This is a genomic window from Silanimonas sp., from assembly GCF_044377035.1.
GTDB lineage: Bacteria > Pseudomonadota > Gammaproteobacteria > Xanthomonadales > Xanthomonadaceae > Silanimonas.
In genome coordinates this window covers 108,097-122,253 of sequence record NZ_JBILJW010000003.1, presented here as the reverse complement: position 1 = coordinate 122,253, position 14,157 = coordinate 108,097, and the positions used below count along the sequence as shown (strand labels likewise).

The 14,157-nt window shown below is 69.9% G+C and carries 10 protein-coding genes; 2 read left to right on the top strand and 8 right to left on the bottom strand.

The genetic code is table 11. The features are described from left to right. Positions 1–65 precede the first annotated feature (65 nt). The 7 genes from ACIQ6S_RS02545 to ACIQ6S_RS02515 form a co-directional block, all read right to left on the bottom strand. Positions 66–1,127 carry a septal ring lytic transglycosylase RlpA family protein gene (locus ACIQ6S_RS02545; protein ID WP_397607049.1) on the bottom strand — a complete coding sequence of 354 codons (1,062 nt, stop codon included), beginning with the start codon at positions 1,125–1,127 and terminating at the stop codon, positions 66–68. Then, a complete protein-coding gene (gene mltB, locus ACIQ6S_RS02540; protein WP_397607048.1) occupies positions 1,127–2,266 on the bottom strand; it encodes a lytic murein transglycosylase B in 1,140 nt (379 codons plus the stop codon). Before mltB ends, ACIQ6S_RS02545 begins: the two co-directional genes overlap by 1 nt. Positions 2,267–2,656: 390 nt before the next feature. Continuing rightward, positions 2,657–3,763, bottom strand: a complete 1,107-nt coding sequence (gene rodA / locus ACIQ6S_RS02535; RefSeq protein ID WP_397606978.1) for a rod shape-determining protein RodA — start codon at positions 3,761–3,763, stop codon at positions 2,657–2,659. After that, entirely contained in the window at positions 3,760–5,721 is a 1,962-nt protein-coding gene (gene mrdA / locus ACIQ6S_RS02530) for a penicillin-binding protein 2 (RefSeq protein WP_397606977.1), read from the bottom strand. Before mrdA ends, rodA begins: the two co-directional genes overlap by 4 nt. Then, the gene (gene mreD / locus ACIQ6S_RS02525; protein WP_297867049.1) at positions 5,718–6,212 is read right to left on the bottom strand and encodes a rod shape-determining protein MreD; all 495 of its coding nucleotides are present in this window, start codon (positions 6,210–6,212) and stop codon (positions 5,718–5,720) included. The genes mrdA and mreD overlap by 4 nt, the downstream gene beginning before the upstream one ends. Next, positions 6,209–7,165 carry a rod shape-determining protein MreC gene (gene mreC, locus ACIQ6S_RS02520; RefSeq protein ID WP_397606976.1) on the bottom strand — a complete coding sequence of 319 codons (957 nt, stop codon included), beginning with the start codon at positions 7,163–7,165 and terminating at the stop codon, positions 6,209–6,211. Before mreC ends, mreD begins: the two co-directional genes overlap by 4 nt. 31 nt (positions 7,166–7,196) lie before the next feature. Continuing rightward, positions 7,197–8,243 carry a rod shape-determining protein gene (locus ACIQ6S_RS02515; protein WP_297867047.1) on the bottom strand — a complete coding sequence of 349 codons (1,047 nt, stop codon included), beginning with the start codon at positions 8,241–8,243 and terminating at the stop codon, positions 7,197–7,199. Positions 8,244–8,428: 185 nt separating this feature from the next. Between ACIQ6S_RS02515 and ACIQ6S_RS02510 the strand changes: the two genes are divergently transcribed. Together ACIQ6S_RS02510 and ACIQ6S_RS02505 are read left to right on the top strand one after the other, a co-directional pair. Next, on the top strand, positions 8,429–9,364 hold the full coding sequence (locus ACIQ6S_RS02510; RefSeq protein WP_397606975.1) for a carbohydrate kinase family protein: 936 nt from the start codon (positions 8,429–8,431) through the stop codon (positions 9,362–9,364). Positions 9,365–9,600: 236 nt separating this feature from the next. Next, positions 9,601–12,441, top strand: coding sequence for a TonB-dependent receptor domain-containing protein (locus tag ACIQ6S_RS02505; protein WP_397606974.1), 2,841 nt, complete (start codon positions 9,601–9,603; stop codon positions 12,439–12,441). Positions 12,442–12,546: 105 nt separating this feature from the next. On the opposite strand, the gene ACIQ6S_RS02500 is transcribed toward ACIQ6S_RS02505, so the two are convergent. Next, positions 12,547–14,154: a tetratricopeptide repeat-containing sulfotransferase family protein gene (locus tag ACIQ6S_RS02500; RefSeq protein ID WP_397606973.1), complete on the bottom strand. Its 1,608-nt coding sequence runs from the start codon at positions 14,152–14,154 to the stop codon at positions 12,547–12,549. Positions 14,155–14,157: the final 3 nt, after the last annotated feature.

Sequence of the window (14,157 nt, the reverse complement as noted above, 5' to 3'; positions counted from 1 at the left end):
AAGGGTGGAAGGTTACGGCGCGACGGCTGAATCGCGTGCCGGAATGCGGCGCGGGAATGGCGGTTTCAAGGCTCCGCGCCGAACAGCCGCGGGGTGGCGAGGCCGCTGTCGATGATGCGGGCTGCCAACGCCTGCGCCGCGTCCACGGCCTGGGCCGGGAAGCGCACGCGCCAGACGCTGCGCTCGCCGACGATGGCGTGGTCGAGTTCGGCCCCGTCGAGCCCCGCGTCGGCGAGGCGCTCCACCAGCCGCTCGGCATTCATGCGGTCGCCGAAGCTGCCCACCTGGACGATCTGCGGGCCGATGCCCATCGGGGTGGGCGGCGTGAGCGGACGGTCCGCGGCCGGGGGGACCGGTCCGCGCCAGCGGTTGGCGGGCACGGGCGCCGTGGCGCGCGGCGGTGGCGAGGCGGGCCGTGCCGGCGTGGGCGGCACGGCATCGGCGTAGCGGGTGTGGTCCGGTCCCATCAGCGCCTCGACTTCAACGCGGGCGGTGCCGGAGCGCTTCATGTCGAGGCGCGTGGCCGCGGCGTAGCTCATGTCGATGATGCGCCCGGCATGGAAGGGGCCGCGATCGTTGACGCGGACGACGACGCTGCGGCCGTTGTCGAGGTTGGTGACGCGCACGTAGCTCGGCAGCGGCAGGGTCTTGTGCGCGGCCGTGAACGCGCACATGTCGTAGCGCTCGCGGCTGGAGGTGTGGCGGCCGTGGAACTTGTAGCCGTACCAGCTGGCGATGCCGCGCTCCTCGTAGCCTTCCGCCGAATCCATCACGCGGTAGGTGCGGCCGAGCACGCTGTAGGTCTCGCGGTTGCCGTAGCGCGACTTCGGCTCGCGGCGCGGCACCGGCTCGGGGATGTTCGACACGTCGATGGCCACGGGCGGCGCGCTGTCGGCCACGCCCGGCGCGTACAGGCCACCGGCGGTGTACAGCGATTCGTCGTGCTCGCGCGGCGGCACGCAGTTCGGCGCCGGCGGCAGCGCATCGACGCTGGCGGCGCCGCGATCAGGTAGCGGACGCACGCGGCTTCCCGCCTCCCCGGCATACGGGTCGGGGCGCGGCTTCGGGGCACTGCCGCAGGCCGCGAGCAGCAGCGAGGCGACGACGAGGCCGGCGACGCGCGACATCACGGGGCGGCGTCGCCCGCGATGATTTCGTCGGCCAGCTGGTGCACGGCCAAGGCGTACATCGGCGAACGGTTGTAGCGGGTGATCACGTAGAAGTTGCGGAAGCCCAGCCAGTGCTCCGTGCCTTCCGCGCCCTCCAGCGTCACCAGCGTGGCCGGCGCGTCATGGCCCTGTGCCTCGGCCGGGCGGAAGCCCTTCTCGCCGAGTTCGGCGAGGCCGTAGCGCGGCTCGAGGTCGGGCGGCGCGAAGGCCGCGCCCTCGTTCGCGGTGGCGCGCGCGACGACGGGGCTGCCCTTCTCCCAGCCGTGCGCGATGAAGTAGTTGGCGATCGAGGCGAACACGTCCGGCAGCGAGCCGAAGAGATCGCGCTTGCCATCGCCGTCGCCGTCCTTCGCGTAGGCGCGGTAGCTGGACGGCATGAACTGGCCCCAGCCCATCGCGCCGGCATAGCTGCCCTTCTGCGCCGGGATGTCGATGCCTTCCTCGCGCGCGAGCAGCAGCGACTGCGCCAGCTCGTCGCGGAAGAACGCGCCGCGCATGGCCTCGCGCTCCGGGTTGCCGAGCTTCGGGTAGTGGAAGCCCAGCGTGTAGAGCGCATCCAGCACCTCGAAGCTGCCGGTGATGCGGCCGTAGGCGGTCTCGACGCCGATGATCGCGACGATGTACTGCTTCGGCACGCCGGTCTCGTCCTCGACCTTCTGCAGCGCTTCGCGATGCTCGGCGAGGAAGCGGCGGCCGCCGGCGACGCGCGCGTCGGTGATGAAGATCGGGCGGTAGTCCTTCCACGGCTTCACTCGCTCGGCAGGACGCGACATCGCGTTGACGATGCTCTGCTGGTAAGTGGCCTTCGCCAGCCAGCCCTCGATCTCGGCGTCGGTGAGCCCGTACTTGGCACCGGCTTCGGCGATGAAGGCCGCCTTCGCCGCGGGGTCGGTCTCGGCGGCCGAAGCCGGGAGGGCGAGGGCCGCGAGCAGCGCGGCGGACAGCAGGGCGAAACGCATCGGGATCAGGCCGGGACATCCGCGCGAGGAAGGTCGCGCTGTGCCGCGGAATTTACCATGCGGGCGCATGGGGGCCGCGCGAGGAAAGCACGCAGAGTCCAAGCGCAAAGCCAGCGACGCGAGGCTGGCCCGCCCCATGACCTGCTTCGAGTTGAACCCGGCGGCCCGCTCGAAGGGTACATCCATGTACCTCGAGCGGCGGCTCATCCATGAGCCGCCCTCCGGGCTGTCGCCTGGTCCACGCGCCGGGGCTCCTTATTCGCCCCGCGCCGCTGGCCTTGCGCTCGGTCCGCTGCGACTTGGCAAAGCCGAATAGCGGAGCAAGTCAACATCGTCGCGACACCAGCACTCCCGACCGGAGGGGGCGCCCTGGAAGGGGCCGGGCGCCGCGCCCGCGGGGCGGCGGACCAGCGACAAGCGAGCCAAGGATGGCGAGCGCGCGGCTCGGGGCAGGACAGCCCCGAGTCCGCGAAGAGCGGTCCGCCGCCACCGCGCGGCAGGCGCGAGACCGGATGAGGTTCAGGCGCCTCAGCCCCCCCAAGTGCGCCGATGCGCACCCGCCGCCATCACCATGCCGAAGCCGGCCAACAGCGATACCGCCGACGTGCCGCCGTAGCTCAGCAACGGCATCGGCACGCCCACGACCGGCAGGAAGCCCGCCACCATGCCGGCATTCACGATCACGTAGACGGAGAAGGTCAGCGCCAACGCGCCGGCCAGCAGGCGGCCGTAGGTGTCGCGGGCCTGCGAGGCCAGCCACAGGGAGCGCGCCACGACGAAGAAGTACAGCGCCAGCAGCACCAGCACGCCGAGCCAGCCGAACTCCTCGGAGAACACCGAGAACACGAAATCCGTGGTGTGCTCGGGCAGGAAATCGAGGTGGGCTTGGGTGCCCTGCCCCCAGCCCTTGCCCGTCGCGCCGCCGGAGCCGATGGCGATCTTCGACTGGATGATGTTCCAGCCGGTGCCGAGCGGGTCGGATTCCGGGTCAAGGAAGGTGAGGATGCGGTCGCGCTGGTAGGGCATCAGGAACTGCCAGCCCACCGGCAGCGCGGCGAGGCCAAGGCCGGCGAACAGGCCGATACGCCACCAGGCGATGCCGGCGAGGAAGACGGCGAACACGCCCGAGGCCCCGACCAGCAGGCCGGTGCCGAAGTCGGGCTGGAGGATGGTGAGCCCCACCGGCAAGCCGATGATCACGGCGGTGATGCCCAGCGTGCGCCACTGCGGCGGCAGGTGGGCCTGGTGGAGGAACCAGGCCACCATCATCGGCACGCTGAGTTTCAGCAGTTCGCCGGGCTGCAGATAGAACACCTTGAGGTCGATCCACAGGTTCGCGCTGCGGCCCGTGCCGACGGCGAACACCAGGCCCAGCAGCACGAGGCTGGCGAGGTAGGCCAACGGCGTCCATTGCCGCAGGGTGGACGGCGCGAGGCGCGACAGCATCAGCAGGGCACCGAGGCCGACGGCGAAGCGCGCGGCCTGCTTCACGACCGAATCGACGTCGCCGCCCGCACTGGCCTGCACGACGAGGCTGATGGCCATGATGGCGCAGAGCCCGAGCAGCAGCGGCAGATCCACCTTGTCGAGCCAACGCCAGGCGAAGGCGCTGAAGACGCGCACGAATACGTTCATTCGCGCGACTCCGGGGCGGCGGGCGGGAGCACGGCGGGTTCGGCGGGCGTCGGCGCCGCCGTCGCCCCGGGAGCCTCCGCTGGCAACGTCGGTGGGGCCGCCGGCGGCGGGCCGATCCAGGCATCGAAGATGCGTCGGGCCACCGGCGCAGCCGCCAGCGAGCCCGATCCGCCGTGTTCAACGACCAAGGCCACGGCGATGGTGGGCGCCTCGGCGGGCGCATATCCGACGAACAGGGCCTGGTGGCGAAGGTGATAGGGCAGCTTGTTGGGGTCGAGGCGCTCGGTGCCCTGCCGGCTCACCCGCTGGGCCGTGCCGGTCTTGCCCGCCATCAGGTAATGCGCGCCGACGGCGGCACGAGCGCCCGAACCGGTCGGCCCGTGCATGGTGGCGACGAGGCCGTCGCGGACCGCTGCGAGGTGCGCCGGATCGTGGACCACCGGCAGCGGCGCCGGCTGCGGCTCGGGCAGACGGGGTGCGCCGAAGCCGGCCTGCGTCGCTCGGACGAGGTGTGGGCGTCGCAGTTGTCCGTCGCCGGCCAGCATCGCCGTGCCTTGCGCCAGTTGCAGCGGCGTCACCACCCAGTAGCCCTGCCCGATGCCGGCGATCACCGTCTCGCCGGGGTACCAGACCTGCCTGAAGCGGCGCTGCTTCCACTCGCGGCTGGGCAATACCCCTGAGGCTTCGCCGGTGAGGTCGATGCCCGTCGGCTTGCCGAAGCCCATGCGATCGAAATCGGTGCTGATCCGGTCGATGCCCAGCTTCATGGCCAGGTCGAAGTAGTAGGTGTTGACCGACTGCGCCAGCGACTCGCGCAGGTTGATCGTGCCGTGGCCGCCCGGGCGCCAATCGCGGTACTCGCGCGCCTGGCCCGGCAACCGGTAGGCGCCACTGGAGAACACCGTGGTCTCTGGGGTGATCAAGCCTTCGTCCAAGCCCGCCAGCGCCATGAAGGGCTTCAGCGTCGAGCCCGGCGGAAAACCGCCGAGGACATTGCGGTTGAAAAGCGGACGGGCCACGTCCTCGTTGAGCCGACGGTAGTCGTCGAAGGAAATGCCGCCGACGAACAGGTTCGGGTCGTAGCTCGGCAGGCTGACCATGGCGAGGATCTCGCCGGTCTCGGGATCGATCGCGATCGCCGCGCCATGCTTGCCCTCGAAAGCTTCGACCATGGCCTTCTGCAGGGCGATATCGATGCTCAGGTGCAGGTCGGCGCCGGGCTTCGCGTCGTGCCGGCGCAGCACGCGCAGCGGGCGGTTCTCGACATTCGTCTCGACCTCCTGGTAGCCGACGTCGCCGCGCAGCCGGCTCTCGTAGTAGCGCTCCAAGCCGGTCTTGCCGATGTGCGGCAGCGCCGCGAAGCGCGACTCACCGCGCGCCTCCAAGGCATCGACGTCATCCTGGTCGATGCGCCCGACGTAGCCGACGATGTGCGCCGTGAGTTCGCCGAAGGGGTAGCGCCGCGTCAGGTAGGGCACCACCTCAACGCCGGGGAAGCGGTGACGGTCGACGGCGAGCCGAGCGATCTCTTCTTCGGAGAGGCGCAGCTTCAAGGCGATTGGCTTGAAGCGCCGCGAGCCCTTGCGGGCGTTATCGAAGCGGCGGAGTTCATCCTCGGACAGCGCCACGCGCTCGCGCAGCGCGGCCAGCAGCTGTGGCATGTCCTCGACGCGCTCGGGAACGATGTCGAGCCGGTAGGCGGGCGCGTTGTCGGCCAGCAGCACGCCGTTGCGGTCGTAGACGAGGCCACGCGCTGGAACGATGGGATCGAGCCGGATGCGGTTTTCCTCGGAGCGCGTGGCGTACTCCTCGTGCTGCTGGATCTGCAGCCGGCCGTAGCCCAGCGCGAGGGCGCCGAGGGCCGAGGCGACACCGACGGCCGCGAGCAGGGCGCGGCGGCGGAACTGCTCGCCTTCGGCCGCGGCATTGCGGACGGGACGGGCGCGCCACCGCCTCATCGGCCGCCGGCCCGCTCGCGATGCCGCAGGCGCAGCGAATCCAGCAGCAGGAAGCCCCAGGGCCACACCACCAGCCCGACCAGCGGCGCCAGCGCCGGCCCCCAGCCGGGCAGGCCGGCCCCGGCGATCAGACGGATCGAGGCCATCAGGGCGAAGTCGTTGACCAGCAGCAGGCCCACCGCCGCCGACTGCTGCCACAGCGGGAAGAAGCGCAACTGCGCGCGGAAGCGCTGCACCAGGAACACCAGCACGGCCATGCGCAGCGCCTGCTCGCCCAGCAGCGTGCCGGCCACCACGTCGGCCAACAGGCCGGCGACCCAGGCCAGCGCCATGCCGCCGCGGCCCGGCGACTCCAGCGCCCAATACACCAGCGCCAGCGCCAGCAGGTGCGGACGCAGCGTGTCGAAGGGCGCTGGCAGCGGCAGTACGAGGAACAGCAGGCCGAAGGCGAGGCTGCCCAGCCGGAGCCAGACGGGCGTGTCGCGATTCATTCGCGCGCCTCCGGTGCCGTTGGCGTGTTCACGGGTGCCGCGGGCGGCGCCTCCGGCGCGCTGGGTTCGGGATCGCGGTAGCCCTCCGGGATCGGCGGCCCCACGTCGATGTCGATCTCGCCCCGCATCACCAGCAGGACCTCGAGGCCGCGATCGAGCTGGGCGGCGGGCGTCACTTCAGCGACGAGGAACAGGCGGGTGTCTTCCGGCCCCACGGCACGCACCGTGCCCACCGCGAAACCGGCGGGAAAGCGACCGCCGATGCCCGAAGTGACCAACAGGTCGCCCTCGCGAATGTCGGCCGACTGCGGAATGTTCGGCACGCGCAGGCTGTCGCTTCGACCGGTGCCGACGGCGACGAGTCGCAAGCCGGTGCGCACCACCTGCACTGGCACCGAGTGGCTGGCATCGGTGAGCAGCAGGGCCGTGGCCCCGTGCTCGGACACCTGCACCACCTGCCCCAGCATGCCGCCGGCGTCGATCACGGCCTGGCCCACCTCGACGCCCTCCGCGCTCCCGCGGTCGAGCCGGACGCGCTGGCGCCACGGGTCGAGGTCCACGTCGACGATGCCGGCCATCTGCACGGCCAAGCGGAAATCGCCGGTGCCCCCGAGCAGGGCGCGCAGGCGCTGGTTTTCGCGGGCGACCGCCTCGAGGCGTGCCAGCTGCGCATCGCGCAGCTGCAGCTCGCGGCGCAGGGTGATGGTCTCGTCGGCCAGCACCTGCTGGCGGCTCAGCGCCGTGTCGGCCCATCGCCACAGCGCGGCCGGCAGGGCGGCGAAGCGCCAGACCGGTTCGACCGCCGTGGACAGCGCGGCGCGCACTTTCGGCGAAAGGTCACCGCGATGGTCGGCCACCATCAGCACGGCGGAGAGAGTGATGCAGGCCAGCAACGGCAGCGTGCCAGCGGCCGCTTCCGAGAGTTTCGGCGCTGGCGAGCCGGAGTGGATCACGGGTGCCGGGCGGTCGTCGGCGTGCCGGGGTTCACTCCGGCGAGAAGAACTCGTTGCCGGTCATGTCGACCAGCTCGAGCGCACGACCACCACCGCGGGCAACGCAGGTGAGCGGGTCGTCGGCCACGTGCACCGAGAGGCCGGTCTCTTCGGACAGCAGCTTGTCGAGGTCCTTCAGCAGCGCACCGCCGCCGGTCAGCACGATGCCGCGCTCGGCCACGTCGGCGCAGAGCTCCGGCGGGGTCTGCTCCAGCGCCTGCTTCACCGCGGTGACGATGCCCGACAGCGGCTCATGCAGGGCTTCCAGCACTTCGGCCGAGGTGATGGTGATGTTGCGCGGCACGCCCTCGGCGAGGTTGCGTCCGGAGACCTCCATCGAGCGGGCCTCCTTCTGCGGGTAGGCGCAGCCGATCTCCAGCTTGATGCGCTCGGCCGTGGCTTCGCCGATCAGCGTGCCGTGGTTGCGGCGCACGTAGTTGATGATGCCCTCGTCGAAGCGGTCGCCGCCGATGCGCACCGACTGCGCGTAGACGATGCCGTTGAGGGAGATCACCGCTACTTCGGTGGTGCCGCCGCCGACGTCGATGACCATCGAACCCGAGGCCTCGCCCACCGGGATCCCGGCGCCGATCGCGGCGGCCATGGGCTCTTCGATCAGGAAGACGTCGCGGGCGCCGGCCTCGAGGGCCGACTCCTTGATGGCGCGGCGCTCGACCTGGGTCGAGCCGCAGGGCACGCAGATCAGCACGCGCGGGCTGGGGCGCAGCAGGCGGCTGGTGTGCACCTTGCGGATGAAGTGCTTGAGCATCTCTTCCGTGTAGGTGAAGTCGGCGATCACGCCGTCCTTCATCGGCCGGATGGTCATGATGTTGCCCGGCGTGCGGCCCAGCATGCGCTTGGCCTCGGCGCCGACGGCCGCCACCGACTTGGCCGAGCCCACGCCGCGGTCCTGGCGGACGGCAACGACGGACGGCTCGTTGAGGACGATGCCCTGCCCACGGACGTAGATCAGGGTGTTGGCCGTGCCGAGGTCGATCGACAGGTCGTTGGAGAACAGACCGCGGAGCTTCTTGAACATCGGGGATCGGGCCGGAAAGTCGCTGGAAACAAGCGGACAAGGGTAGCAACCGCGCACCCTGCCCCACAAGGAAAAAGCCCGTTAATGCGGGTATCCTTCGCGGCCCGCCCGGCCGCCACCGGGCACCGCGCGGCACCCGTCATCCGGCCGGGGCGCGCTTACGACGACCCCTGAGGACCGATCCGATGACTGCTGCCCTGATCTGCGGCTCGCTGGCCTACGACACCATCATGGTGTTCCAGGACCAGTTCAAGAACCACATCCTGCCGGACAAGGTGCACATCCTTAATGTGTCCTTCCTGGTCCCGCGGATGCGCCGCGAGTTCGGCGGCTGCGCCGGCAACATCGCCTACAACCTGCACCTGCTGGGCGGCAAGCCGCTGCCCATGGCCACCGTGGGCGCCGATTTCAGCCCCTACCGGGCCCACTTCAGCGATCTGGGCATCCCCCTGACCCATGTGAAGGAGATCGCCGACCTTTACACGGCGCAGGCCTTCATCACCACCGACCTCGACGACAACCAGATCACCGCCTTCCACCCCGGCGCGATGATGCGGTCGTACGAAAACCACGTCCGCGACGTGCCGGGCGTCAGCTTCGGCATCGTGGGCCCGGACGGCTACGAGGCCATGCTGCAGAACTGCACCGAGTTCGCCGAGTGCGGCATCCCCTTCATCTTCGACCCCGGCCAGGCCATGCCGCTGTACAACGGCGAGGAACTGCGCCGGATGATCGACCAGGCCACCTACGTGACGGTCAACGACTACGAGTCGAGCCTGCTGCAGGAGCGCACCGGCTGGTCGGCCGAGGTGATCGCCAGCAAGGTGAAGGCCTACTTCATCACCCGCGGCCCGAAGGGCTCCGAGGTCCACACCCCGGACGGCATGATCCACATCCCCTCGGCCACCGCCATGCGGGTGGTCGACCCGACCGGCTGCGGCGACGCCTACCGCGCCGGCCTGATCTTCGGCTTCATGAACAACCTGGACCTGGCCACCACCGGCCGCATCGCCAGCCTGATGGGCGCCCTGAAGATCGAACACCTCGGCCCGCAGAACCAGCGCTTCGACTACGCCGAGTTCGCCGAGCAGTTCCGCCAGCAGTTCGGCTACGCGCTCTGAGCCCGCCGCCCCCCCCCGGGGGCGTTGCGTGCCCGATAAGTCTCACAGGGAAAAGAGACTGAACGGCAGCCTCGCGAACGTGACCTTTTGCACATTGTGAAGTTTGCGTTAGAGTCGGGGCACCCCGGGATCTACACCGGGGATCTCGATTTCCCTTCCTTCCTGATCGGTTTACCGACGAGCAGGAAGGGACTCCGGAGCCAACACAGATATCCACACCACGTGGGGAGCCAAGCATGACCAAGTTCAATCCGCTGTCCGCAGCGATCGGTTTCGCGATCGTTGCCGGCACCATGTCGCTCGGTGCGACCAATGCCTACGCGCAAGACCAGGAGGGTGAATCCTCCGAAGAGCAGGTGCTCGACGCCATCGTCGTCACCGGTTCGCGCATCCAGAGCCAGACCGTCACCTCTTCGGCTCCGGTGACCGAGATCCAGCGCGAGGAATTCGCGATCAACGGCGCGTCGCGCGTCGACGACCTCGTCAACCAGTACCCGCAGCTGACCCCGGCCTTCGACTCGCAGTCGAACAACCCGTCGACCGGCTACGCCACCGTCTCGCTGCGCAACCTGGGCGCCGAGCGCACCCTGACGCTCGTCAACGGCCGTCGCCTGCCGCCGGGCCCGACCGGTGAGCTGCGCGACATCAGCATCATCCCGGCCGCGCTGATCAACCGCGTCGACATCCTGACCGGCGGCGCCTCGGCCGTGTACGGTTCGGACGCCGTCGCCGGCGTCGTGAACTTCATGCTCGACACCGAGTTCGAAGGCTTCAGCGTGTCGGCGGGCTACTCGGCCTACCAGCACAACAACGACAACGCGTACATGCAGGAACTGCAGCGTCGTCGTGGCTTCTCGTTCGAGGACGGCAACTCGGGCTTCGACGGCGCCGCGCGCAACGTCGACCTCGCCTGGGGCGGCCGCTTCGCCGAGGGCATGGGCCACGCCATGGCGTGGGTCACCTACCGCGAGAACGATCCGCTGTTCCACGGCCAGCGCGACTATTCGTCCTGCGCCCTGAACGCCGCCGGCACCGCCTGCGGTGGCTCGGCCACCAATGCCACCGGCAACTTCTACTTCTACCAGGCCGGTCGCGGCGTCTCGGCGAGCTTCAACAGCGCCGGCCGTTGGCAGAACTCGTACGGCGCGCCGTACAACTACGCCCCGCCGAACTACTACCAGCGCCCGGATGAGCGCTTCACCTCGGGCGCCTCGGTGAGCTACGAAGTGAACGAGTACTTCGCTCCGTACTTCGAAGCGATGATGGTCAACCGCAAGGACAGCTCGCAGATCGCCGAGTCGGGCGCCTTCTTCACCCCGCTCCTGGGCGTCAGCTGCGCCAACCCGATCCTCGGCACGGCCTGTTCGGAGCTCGGCTTCAACCCGGCCGGCACCGTCGACGTGTACGTCGCCCGCCGTAACGTCGAAGGCGGCCCGCGCCGCAGCGACACCTCGGACCTGTCGTACCGCTTCGTGGTCGGCACCAAGGGCGCGCTGGCCGGTTCGTGGAACTACGACGCGTCGTTCCTGTTCGCTCGCACTCAGAACGACACGCAGGGTTTCAACGACTTCCTGACCTCGCGCATCCAGAACGCGCTGCTGAACTGCCCGACCGGTTCGTTCGCCGGCTGCCAGTTCTACAACGTGTGGCGTCCGGGTGGCGTCACCGCCGCCGCCGCCAACTCGCTGGCGGGCGTGAGCTTCAACAAGACCGACACCGAGATGCGCGTGTTCAACGCGTACGCCACGGGTGATGCCGGCTTCGCCTTCCCGACCGCCAGCGACAACATCTGGGCCGTCGTGGGCGTCGAGTCGCGCTACGAGGGCTACGCGACCGTCTCCGACAGCAACAGCGCCGCGGGCAACTTCGCCGGTGCCGGCGCTGCCGCGCCGCCGGTCGACGGCTTCACGAAGGTCAGCGAGCTGTTCGCCGAAGCTGCGATCCCGCTGTTCGCGGGTGACGGCCTGTTCAAGTCGCTGGACGCCGACATCGGCTACCGCTACTCGGACTACGAGCGTTCGGGCGGCGCGAGCACCTACAAGATCGGCCTGACCGGCGAGATCGGCATGGTGCGTCCGCGCTTCAGCTACAACCGCGCCATCCGCGCCCCGGGCATCAACGACCTGTTCGCGCAGCAGCGCGTGACCCTGTTCGGCGGCGCGGATCCCTGCGCCGGCGCCACGCCGACCTTCACCCAGGCCCAGTGTGCCAACACCGGCGTCTCGGCCGCGCAGTACGGCCGCGTCCCGAGCAACCCGGCGCAGCAGAACAACCAGTTCTCGGGCGGCAACCCGAACCTGGTGCCGGAAGAAGCCGACACCTACACCATCGGCTTCGCGATCCAGCCGATCGAGAACCTCTCGGTCGCCGTCGACTACTACGACATCAAGATCGACGACACCATCGCAGCGATCGGTGCCAGCACGATCCTGAACTTCTGCGCCACCACCGGCGACCCGTTCCTCTGCAGCCGCATCCAGCGCAACCCGGTCTCGGGTGACATCTGGCGCGGTGAGGGCCAGTTCGTCCGCAACACGCTGGACAACTTCGGTGAGCTGCGCGCGCGTGGTATCGACCTGCAGTCGAGCTACACGTTCGAAGCCCTGGGCGGCCGCTTCTTCACGAACTTCGTGGGTAACTTCATCCTCGAGGAAACGTCCAACCCGCTGCCGGGCGTGAACGACGCTGCCAAGTTCGACTGCGCCGGCCGCATCAACCCGAGCTGCTCCACGCCGGAATGGCGCCACATCGCCAGCCTCCGCTACAGCCGCGACGCTTGGTCGGTCAACCTGCGCTGGCGCCACTTCGGCGAGCTCGACTACATCGGCACCAACGGCGCCCGCCTGACCGCCGACACGCTGGTTGCTGCCCGTGGCGGTATCGATGCGCAGAACTACATCGACCTCTCGGGCTCGTACGCGATCGCCGACAACATCGAGCTGAACTTCGGTGTGAACAACATCGCGGACAAGGAACCGCCGCTGGTGGGCGTGAACAACGCGCTGAACGCCAACGCTCCGGGTGGTTACGACCAGACGGGCCGCTACATCTTCTCGAGCATCAACGTGAAGTTCTAAGCGGTACGCGTAACGGCTGAAACGACACGGCGGGCGAAAGCCCGCCGTGTTTTTTTGTGCCTCGCGTTACGGAAGTGCGTGCCGGGGTCGCACGGCCCCGGAGACTCAGCGACCGTTGCCGTCCGCGTCGATCCAGCCGGCCTCGAAGAGCCGCGCGCGCAGCGGGGCCAGGCCCTCGGCCACCGAGCGCCAGCGCCCGACGGAGGCGGCGTGCACCGGCTGCCGCACCTGGGCCGCGCTGGCCGTGGTGGACGGGCGGGCGTTGTCCTCGGGGCGAAGCACGGCGTCGTCCCAAGGCAGGCCGCAGAAGTCGAGCACGCGCCGGGCTTGCGCTTCGGTGTCGCTGACGAGGTCTTCGTAGCGCACGTCGAGGATCGCGCCGGGCGCCACCGCCTGCCAATGCGCCATCAGGCGACGGTAGCGGTCGTAGTAGGCGGCCAGCTCGCCCTGGTCGTACGAGAAGAAATAGGCCTGCGCGAACAGCGTCTTGAACACCGCGTGGCAGGCGTCCATCGGTTCGCGGCGCAGGTGGAGGATGCGCGCCTTCGGCAGGGCCGCGTGGATCAGCCCGCAGTAGAGGAAGTTCACCGGCATCTTGTCGATGAAGACCGGGCTGCCGCCAGCTGCCTCGCGGGCACCGCGCAGGTAATCGCGACCCAGCGCCGCCGCATCGATCGCCAGCGAGGCCTCGATCGGCGACAGGCCGGGGCGTTCGCGCTGCACGGCCGCGACGGCCGCGCCCAGCGCCTGCTTGAAATCCATCAGTTCGCCGGCCGAACGCACGCCGGGCACGCGATCGAGCATGCGTTCCAGCAGCGTGGTGCCGGTGCGCGGCAGGCCGACGATGAAGATCGGCCCGGGCTCGTCGTGGCCCGCGCCGAGACGGGCGAGCGCTGGGGCGTCGAAGGCCTCGCGCAGCGCATCGATGCTGGCGAGTTCGGCGGCCGGGTCGTAGCGAAGGGTGCGACGCCACAGCGCAGCGCCTTCAGCCAGTGCCGCGAAGGCTCCCGGGGCGTCGCCGAGGTCCTCCCGCTCCTTGCCCAGCGCGTAGAGCACCGAGGCCCGATAGGACGGATCGGTGGCGGGCTCGGCCACTCGTGCTTCGAGGTCGGCGAGATGGTTGGCAGCGGCGGTCTGGCGACGCAGGGTCGAGCGCAGGTGTACCGCCTCGCCGACGCGCGGCGCCTGCTGCAGCACGCGCGCCAGCGTGGTCTCGGCCGCGTCGAACTCGCCGGCGAAGAACTGCGTGGCGGCGAGGTTCAGACGCAGGCCCGGATGGTCGAAGCCGGCCGAGAGGGCGCGCTCGAACAGCGGCCGCGCCGAACGCGGGTCGTCGTTGCCGGTGTGCGCGCGGCCGATCTCCCACAGGGCTTGCGGGTCGTTGCCAGCGAGGCGCGCGGCTTCGTCGGCGGCGGCACGGAAGTCGTCGCGGCGGCGCAGCGCGAGGAGCAGCCTCGCCTTCTTCAGCACCAACGGCCACTGGCCCGGGGCAAGCGCGATGGCCGCCTCGATGTGGGCCAGGGCGTCCTCGAGCTCGCCGGTGAAGGCGCCCACCTCGGCGGCGTAGAAGCGCACCTCCGCGTCGTCGCGGTGGGTGGCGAGCCACTGGTCGCGCAGCGCGGCGGCGGTGTCGAGGCGGTTCTCGCGGAGTGCGGCGAAGCCCTCGGCGAGCCGGGGGCGCGGCGCACCGGCAATGGGCGGATTCTGGTTCAAGCG

Bases quoted from the DNA above. Each gene is read 5' to 3' on its own strand.
- ACIQ6S_RS02545 (WP_397607049.1), bottom strand. From the start codon at position 1,127: ATGTCGCGCGTCGCCGGCCTCGTCGTCGCCTCGCTGCTGCTCGCGGCC.
- mltB (WP_397607048.1), bottom strand. From the start codon at position 2,266: ATGGGGCGGGCCAGCCTCGCGTCGCTGGCTTTGCGCTTGGACTCTGCG.
- rodA (WP_397606978.1), bottom strand. From the start codon at position 3,763: ATGAACGTATTCGTGCGCGTCTTCAGCGCCTTCGCCTGGCGTTGGCTC.
- mrdA (WP_397606977.1), bottom strand. From the start codon at position 5,721: ATGAGGCGGTGGCGCGCCCGTCCCGTCCGCAATGCCGCGGCCGAAGGC.
- mreD (WP_297867049.1), bottom strand. From the start codon at position 6,212: ATGAATCGCGACACGCCCGTCTGGCTCCGGCTGGGCAGCCTCGCCTTC.
- ACIQ6S_RS02515 (WP_297867047.1), bottom strand. From the start codon at position 8,243: ATGTTCAAGAAGCTCCGCGGTCTGTTCTCCAACGACCTGTCGATCGAC.
- ACIQ6S_RS02510 (WP_397606975.1), top strand. From the start codon at position 8,429: ATGACTGCTGCCCTGATCTGCGGCTCGCTGGCCTACGACACCATCATG.
- ACIQ6S_RS02505 (WP_397606974.1), top strand. From the start codon at position 9,601: ATGACCAAGTTCAATCCGCTGTCCGCAGCGATCGGTTTCGCGATCGTT.